At 69.2% G+C, this 7,998-nt stretch carries 6 protein-coding genes and 1 pseudogene; 1 reads left to right on the forward strand and 6 read right to left on the reverse strand.

The features are described from left to right. Positions 1-81: 81 nt before the first annotated feature. Genes merA through HJ588_RS11855 form a run of 5 tightly spaced genes read right to left on the reverse strand, consistent with a single transcriptional unit; the run spans position 82 to position 3,782 of the window. Positions 82-1,461, reverse strand: coding sequence for a mercury(II) reductase (merA, locus tag HJ588_RS11835; protein ID WP_171155186.1), 1,380 nt, complete (start codon positions 1,459-1,461; stop codon positions 82-84). Continuing rightward, on the reverse strand, positions 1,458-2,513 hold the full coding sequence (locus tag HJ588_RS11840) for a cytochrome c biogenesis protein CcdA (protein ID WP_171155188.1): 1,056 nt from the start codon (positions 2,511-2,513) through the stop codon (positions 1,458-1,460). Before HJ588_RS11840 ends, merA begins: the two co-directional genes overlap by 4 nt. Then, a complete protein-coding gene (locus HJ588_RS11845) occupies positions 2,510-3,040 on the reverse strand; it encodes a TlpA family protein disulfide reductase (protein WP_171155190.1) in 531 nt (176 codons plus the stop codon). The genes HJ588_RS11840 and HJ588_RS11845 overlap by 4 nt, the downstream gene beginning before the upstream one ends. Before the next feature lie 14 nt (positions 3,041-3,054). Continuing rightward, positions 3,055-3,366 carry a hypothetical protein gene (locus HJ588_RS11850; RefSeq protein ID WP_171150740.1) on the reverse strand — a complete coding sequence of 104 codons (312 nt, stop codon included), beginning with the start codon at positions 3,364-3,366 and terminating at the stop codon, positions 3,055-3,057. 32 nt (positions 3,367-3,398) lie between these two features. After that, positions 3,399-3,782: an ArsR/SmtB family transcription factor gene (locus HJ588_RS11855; protein ID WP_265443906.1), complete on the reverse strand. Its 384-nt coding sequence runs from the start codon at positions 3,780-3,782 to the stop codon at positions 3,399-3,401. A gap of 99 nt (positions 3,783-3,881) precedes the next feature. Between HJ588_RS11855 and merB the strand changes: the two genes are divergently transcribed. Then, entirely contained in the window at positions 3,882-4,526 is a 645-nt protein-coding gene (gene merB, locus HJ588_RS11860) for an organomercurial lyase MerB (protein WP_171155192.1), read from the forward strand. A gap of 74 nt (positions 4,527-4,600) precedes the next feature. On the opposite strand, the pseudogene HJ588_RS11865 reads toward merB, so the two are convergent. Next, positions 4,601-7,744 (reverse strand): annotated as a pseudogene (locus HJ588_RS11865) (Tn3 family transposase). Between the last annotated feature and the right edge of the window lie 254 nt (positions 7,745-7,998).

Genomic DNA, 7,998 nt, shown 5'->3' on the forward strand with positions numbered 1-7,998 from the left:
GCTAGCGGGCGCGGGTGGTGGCCGACGCGAGGGTCGGGTGGCGCCAGCGCGGGTGCTGGGCCGTGGATGCTGGGCTATGGGTTAGGCGCAGCAGGAGGTGGGCAGTTGCTCGCCCGGCTCAAACAGCTTCGCGGCGACGCGCAGGCTTTCAGCCATCGTCAAGTAGGGCGCCCACGCGTCGGCCATCTGATGCACAGTCATCCCGGTCTTGATCGCGTAGGTGGCGGCGAGCATCAGCTCACCGGCGCCCTCGGCCGCGGCGTGCACACCGAGGAGGCGACCGGTGGTGGCGTCGGCGACCAGCTTCACCGCGCCCAGGGTGTCGAAGTTGACCAGCGCCCGGGGTACGTCGGCCAAAGCCAGGGTGCGGCAGGCGCACGTGTAGCCGGCGTCCAGGGCCTGCTGTTTGCTCAGCCCGGCTGAGGCCAGCTGCGGTCGGGTGAACATGACCGCTGGCAGCCCGGTGTAGTCGACGTGATCAGTGGCGCCGAAGGCGTTGGCCGCCGCGACCCGGCCTTGCGCGGCGGCGACGTAGACGTACTGCGGGCCGCCGGTGACATCGCCGGCGGCGAAGACGGCCGGGTTGGAGGTGCGCTGATGCTCATCAACGACGATGAAGCCACGCTCGTCTGTCTTCACCCCTGCCGCGGTCAGGTTCAGTGCCGAGGTCCGCGGGGTGCGCCCGGTCGCGATCAGCACCTGGGCGGCGCTGATCCGTAGGCCGGTGTCACTCACTACGGTCACGCCCGCCGCGACGGCCTCGACCGCGCGGGCGCGGTGTTCCACGAGGCGGATGCCGTCGCGGGTGAAAGCCTCGCGCATCACCTGCCGAAGTTCCGGTTCCGCAGCCGGGGCCAGCCGCCCCAGCAGGGTGACTTTCACGCCCAGGCCGGCGAACAGTTGGGCTTGTTCCATGCCGACGTAACCGCCGCCGATGACCAGCAGCGACTCGGGCAGCTCGGTGAGCTCCATGGCCGTGGTCGAGGTCAGGTAGCTGACATCCTCCAGCCCGGGCAGATCCGGGCGCTGAGGTTCGGCGCCGGTGGCCAGCAGGACCGCGGCAGCAGGGAGGGGGCGCCCGTCGACGGTGAACACGCCGTCCTGGTCGAACGCGGCGGTCCCGGAGCGGACTTCGAAGCCGTAGGCATCAGCGACCGCGGCGTACTTGCCCTGCCGCAAGTGCGCGACCAGCTCGTCCTTCTGGCTGATGAGGGCTGCCAGGTCCACCGGCCCGGCGGAGGTGGGCGCCCCGGCGTAGGGGTTTGCAGCCGCGGCGGCGCGGTGGCCGGAGATGTGCAGCAGGGTCTTGCTGGGGACGCAGCCGACATTGACGCAGGTGCCCCCGAGAGTGCCGGCGTCGACCAGCAGAACGGTCTTGTCGGCCTGGCGGGCGCTGATCGCGGCGCTCATCGCCGCTCCGCCGGATCCCACCACTACCAGGTCATATTCGGTGTCAGTCATTCGTAGTGCCCTTCTTTCCAGTTGCGTGCCCGGCGGCGGGTGTAGCTAACGGGGTGGGAGTCAGATCCCATTCGGCGACGCTCACCTGCGTCACCGGGGTCCCGTGCGGTGTTCGGGGCTGAGGCGCTGGGCGCCGGCGCGGGGGCGCAGCAGTCCTCCTCTACCGATTCGACGGTGTGACCCTCGACCGTGCAACGATCGCCAGCAACGTGGCTGTTGTTCCGGCTGGCGCGGGCCGCCACGGCGACAGCCAGGACGAGGGCAAGGACCACCCCGGCCGTCACGGCGGCCTGGCCGGTGTGGGCTTGCAGCCAGGTCGACGTAGCTGCGGACCACCGGTCGATGCTGGGCAGCCCGTGGCCGACCCGGGCCCGGCCGGTGACCGCCGGCCACCAGTACACCGCCACGTAGGCGCCGGTGATCACCAGCAGGCCTGCGGTGATCCGGGCCTGTTGGCGGGCCAGGGCCCGGACCCAGCGGGTCAGCGCGGCGCCGGTGAGTGCCGCTGCGGCGGACAGCACCAGCAGCAGTGCGATGGAACCGGCGGCGTATGCGGCAAACACCCCGAGTTGCCCAACGAAGCCGGTGGTGGCCTGGGCTTGGGCGATCACGGCCAGCAGCACTCCGAAGGTGCAGGCCAGCGACGCCGCGGCGTAGCCGACTCCGAACAGCGCCCACCGGGCGATACCGGTGTGCGCGCCCGGGTCACCGAGGGTTGGCAGTCGAAGCCGCAGTTGCGGTCCGCGGCCGATGAATCCGACCAGCCCCAGGATGATCAACAGGAGTCCGACCCCGAATCCGAGCCACGGGGCGGCGCGGATCAGCTGATGCGCGCCGGCGCTGATCGCTAGGCCTGCGGTGGCCAGAGTCGCGGCGAACCCGAGCGCCAGGGCTGTCCCCACGCCCAGGGCATGACCGAGCCGGCGGCTCAGCGGCGCGTCAGGCTGATCGGCAAGGGTGTGGGTGAGGTAGGCCGGTAGCAGCGCGAACCCGCACGGGTTGAGGGGGGCGAGTAGGCCGCCGGTGAAGGCGAGCGTGAGCAGCCCGTTCACGATGAGTGCGCGACCGCGGCGGTGATCGCGTTCGCGGTGGGGTTGACCGCGCGGTAGGTGACTTTGCCGGCCGGGTTGATGACGATCACGCTGCTCAACGCGGAGACCTGGTACTTGCCGGTCAGGGCCGCCTTCTCATCGACCACGGACGGCAGGTTCTTCGCGTTGACCGAGCTGAGGAACCCGCTCAGGTCCCGGGGCGCCACCCCGGGGTCGAGGTCCACGGCCAGGAAGGTGGCTTTGTCACCGCTGGTGCGGGAGGCCTGCGCGACAGCCTTCGCCGCGGCCGAACAGTCCGCGCAGCTGATCGAGATGAACACCAGCACGCTGGGTTTGCTGCTGGGCACGCGCACCGTCGAACCGTTGATAGTCCTCAGGGCGGTGCTCACCGCCGGGGCCGCGCCGGAATGTGGCCCCGCCGCAGCTGACGGGGTCTGGGGGCTGCTTGCGGTCGACGTGGCGCCGCACCCGGTAAGGACTGCTCCCGCGGCGAGCATGACGAGCCCGGCACTGGCGCGGCGAGTCATGCTGCTCCTGCGGTTCACCGTGTCCTCTTTTCCACGAGATTGGAGGGTTCGTCCACAGGGTGCGTCGGGAAGTTGTCCCCACCGGCCTTGGTGCGGGTGTGCGGCGGGCAGCACTCATCCGAGCCGGCAGCACCGCCGTGGACGCTGCGGCGGTGGTGGCGCGCGAGAGTGAAGCCCGCAGCGGCCACCACGAGCACCACGCCGGCGGCAATCAGCCACGGGCTGCGCACCGCCCCACCGGTTACCGCCAGCGCACCACCAGCCAGCAGCGCCGGGCCGGCACAGCACAGCACCACCACACCAGCAACCCCGAGCATCGCGAACATACCAGCCGACGACGACTGACGAGGCTCGTTCATCACTGCACTTCCCGTTGTTCTGACGCGGCCGGGATCCGCACGCATGCCGCCAACGCTGCGGCGTTGTCCGCGGCCAACGACCGCGCCAACATCACCAAGTCAGCCACCCGCGGGTCGACCACCTTGTAGTGGGCGTAGCGACCCTCCCGGCGGAGCTGGACGTAACCGCAGTCGGCCAGACACGCGAGGTGGCTGGACACGCGGCCTTGGGACAAGCCGACGAACCCGACACAGTCACTGACGGTGTGTTCCTCGGCGAGCAGGAACTCCAGCAGCCGCAGCCGCGTCGGGTCAGCCAGCGCCCGGAAAAACTTGGCCACCATCTCCACCCCGCTATCAGTCTCCGGCAGGAACGCCAGACCCAGATCGGATGTGCTTGTCACAAGATCACCCCTCAAATTTCCTATTCGCTTCAACGGATATAACTGTACTATGCTCATATCCGTTAAAGCAAATAGGTACATGTGAAAGGACCGTCCGTGATGACGTCTCAGGTCGAACAACTCAGCGCCCGGCTCGACGCGGCCTTCGACCGCACCGGCTCCACGGCCGATCTGCGCACCCTGACCCAGCCGCTGCTGCAACTGCTAACCGCCGGGCAACCCGTCAGCGCAGAACAGCTCGCCGCGGCCACCGGCCGATCCGTAGCACAGATACACGCAGCGCTGCCGAACCTGCCCAGCATCGAACTGGACGCGCAGGCCCGAGTGATCGGCATGGGCATCACGCTCACCCCCACGGCCCATCGCTTCGAGGTACAGGGCACCCGCCTCTATACCTGGTGCGCGCTGGACACCCTCATCTTCCCGGCCCTGATTGGCCGCACCGCGCACGTCACCTCCTCCTGCCACGCCACAGGGGAACCCGTCCGGCTGACCGTCAGTCCCGACCATGTCTTCGACATCACCCCAGCCGACGCCGTCGTCTCTATCGTCACCCCAGATGACGTCTCCGCCGTCCGCACTTCCTTCTGCAACGAAGTCCATTTCTTCGCCTCCCCAGAGGCCGCCGCCCCGTGGCTCGCCGAACATCCCGGCGCGACCGTCCTGCCCATCACAGACGCGTTCGCCTTGGGCCAGGGCATGGCCGCGAACCAGTTCACCTCCCAGCCCCCGGCCTGCTGCTGAACGCCGCATCGAGCAGTTCGCCTGACGACCTCGGACGTTCAAGTCTCGATAGAGGATCCCCTTACGGGGCGATATCAGGACTCGTCGCCGTCGCGTGTGTCCGGGTCGCGCAGGGGTCGTAGCCCGGCAGGCGGCTGGCTGGTGAAGGCGTAACGGCCCAAACAGTTGAGGTGTGCGTATCCGAGCGGAGAGAGCCGGGCGATGTCTTCCTCGCGCACCGGGTGGCCGTCGTCGCGCAGCTGCTCGACGACGGCGTCGAGGTAGCGGGTGTTCCACAGTACGACCGCGTTCAGGACCAGGCCGAGTGCGGCGAGCTGGTCTTCTTGGCCCTCGCGGTAGGCCTGCCGGATCTGGCCGCGGTTGCCGTGGCAGATCTTGCGAGCCAGCGCGTGCCGGGATTCCTGCACCGTCAGCTGGCGGTTCATGCGCCGCTGATAGGTCCCATCGACCGGGTCTACCAGCGCCAGGAGATGCAGCGTCTTGGCGATCCGGCCGTACTCGATAAACGCCTGCCCCAGCGGGGTAGGGTGCCCGTCGCGGCCGAACATCCGCACCAGGTCGTAGGCGCGCACCTGATCGGTGACCAGTGACCCAGCCACCCGCAGCACGTCCGGCCACTGGGTTTCGATCTTGCGCACATTGATGGTGTGCCGGGCGATCTCCTCCAGCGGGCCGTAGTCGCCGATGGCGGACTGCTCGGGCGACAGCGCCACGCCGGCGGGGAGCGGGTCGGGCAGCGGCCCCCGCCAGTACCGCTGATCGGGCAGGTCCGCGAAGCGCGGCGCGAACCAGTAACCCAGGATCGCGAACAGGCCAAAGACCATGTCGCTGTACGAGGCGTTGTCCGTGGTCACGATCTCCGGTTTCGGTCCTGCGTCCAGGTTCAGCAGCGCATCCAGGATGAACAGCGAGTCCCGTGGGGTCCCCGGCACCACCATCTGCCCGATCCCGGCGACCTGGTCGTTGACCGCATTCAACCAGGTGATCCCGCGCTTGTGCCCGAAGTACTTCGGCGAGGGCCCGGCGTTGATCGTGCGCACCGGCACCACGAAACGCAGCCCGTCGACCGAGGCCAGCAACCCGCCGCCCCAGGCGCGGGCGATCGGGACCTGGGCCTGCGCATCGATGAGGACGGCGTTGGCGGCGGCGTGGTTGTCCGCGCGCAGGTAGTACTGATCGACGTGCGCCAGCCGGGCACGGGACAACGCGCCGTCACCGGGCTTGATCACCGGAGTCAGCCCCACGTTGCAGGCCTCGGCGACCAGCAGCGCCGCCACCGAGACCGGCAGGTCCTTGGCCCGGGTCGAGGCCCCGACCAGGTGCGTGTAGGAGTGAAGGAACCCCGTCCAGGCGTGCACCTCCAGCAGCAGCTCGGGCAGATCTACCCGGGGCAGCATCGCCTGCGCCGTGCTGCGTAGCCACCGGAGGCTGGCGGGTTCGCCGAGCGCGTCGAGGTGATCGACGTGCACCCGGGCCCGGCCATCCGGCCCGGCCACGACCCGGGCGCGGGTGTCCTCGCCGGCCTCACCGAGGCGGGCAGCGGTCTGCTTCCACGCTGCGTCCAGGGTGACCAGCTGGCGGGCGAGCACCACCGGTGCCGGTTCGGTCAGGCCAAGGCCAGCCAGTACGTCCGCACTGACCGCGTCCCATCGCTCACCTTCCAGCAGCAGAGCCCGCGGGTCAGCCCAACGGCGCGAGGGTGTAGCGAACACGTCTCGTCGGCCCAGCGCCCTGTACAGCTGTTCCAGCACGCACACCACGTACGCGTCCCGGTCCACGCAACCGTCCGGCAGACCGGGCGCGTGATGCACCGCTCGTTGCCAGGCCGGGCTGACCAGGTCAGCGTCAATCTCATTCTGTTCCAACGGTTTCTGTGTCACCCGACGACGAGCCAGCTCCGGCAGCCTGCGGACCGCCGCCAGGATCCGTTCACCACCGGGCGCGGCCTGCAACGCCACCGACTCACCCAGCAGGTTCAGGAACGGGCGCACCGTGTTGTACCGGCCGGCAAGCGCGGCACGCATCGCCGCCTCGGCCGATCCGCCATCGTCGGGTACCAGCTCCTCGACAATCTCGATCGCCTCGGCCACCACGATGCGTGGCGCGACCGCCTCCAGGGCCGACCACAACGACGCGACGTCAACAGGCCCGGTCGAGGCTTCAGCTGCCGCGAGCTGTTCCAGCAGCGCCCGGCCGGCCCGGGCGATCGTCCTGGACGCCTTCTCCAGGCGCGGCAACCCGGCAAGCCGCTGCTCGGCCGAGGCGCGCCGGGCCGGACTGAACAGCCGGGTGGCCATCAGCAACGCGAACAGATCTAACGTGTCATCGACCGCGGTCGCCTCCAAATGAGCGACCACCGCGACCAGGGTCGCGGTCCGCTTCGGCTCACTCAGGCGCGCCAGCGCGGTGGCCTTGCTGCCCAGGCCAGTCCGGGCCAGCGCCTGCAGCCGGTTGGCCGGGAGGTCCGCCACCTCGACCAGACCCACCCCCAGCTGCGCGATCTGCTCGGCACGCTACAACGCCCGCACCATTTCCGGGCCCGAGCTGCGGCGCGGCGAGCGACGCAACTCCTCCAACACCGAGAGCCGCGACCCCTCCGGAACCTTCAACAAGTCCACCAGCCGCCGGGGCAAACCCGCATCCGCGCGAGACGCCGACTCCGCCATCACCGTGTGCAACCGAACCTCGGCGTTCTCGCGGGCCGAAGCCACCTGCCGGGTCAGCACACTCACCCCCGGCAGCAGCACCCGGCGCCGCCGCAGCCACGCCACCGCCTGATCGAACAAGGCAACCGGGCCCTCAGCCTGCGTCCACGCACGACCCGCGAGGAACCGCGCGAACTCCTGTGCCACGGCCTGATCCTCGAACGTGCGGTAGCCATACGCATCGCGGATCTCCCAGGAGTGCTCGTACGCCGTCTGAGGTCGCTGGGCGTACTTCTTCACGCACGACGGATCATCGATCCCCAGCTGCTCGGCCACAAGCTCGACCGCAGCCCACGGCACCAGCAGCGGATCCTCCAAGAAGCGGCCCACCGAACGCAGCGTGCCCAACTGCACCGCGAAGCCCAGACGCTGCGAATCTGATCGACGGCGCGCAATCAGATCCCGATCGGCGTCATCAAGGTAGAAGAACCGCTCGACCTCAGCCCGCGACGGGCTCCCGACGAAACACCCGTACGCGGCAACCTGCTCATCGCTGAGGAACTCCACCGGCATGAATCACGACGGTAGACCCCCCGGCCACCACCACACAGGCGAGCTGCCACCCTCCGCCCAATCGCGGCTACCGCTAACCACTGTTCCGTTGTTCCTCAACCCCGCGATCTCGCCGTGCAATTGGCCGGGTTGGGACTATCGCAATTTCGGTGTTTCTGGTCCGTGACACGCCCCATGGTTGGGGCGGGACCGGAGTAGTAACGCATGACACTGCAGGACGTGAACAACAGCAACGAGGAGCCGGCAGGGACGCG

This window comes from Flexivirga aerilata, assembly GCF_013002715.1.
Lineage (GTDB): Bacteria > Actinomycetota > Actinomycetes > Actinomycetales > Dermatophilaceae > Flexivirga > Flexivirga aerilata.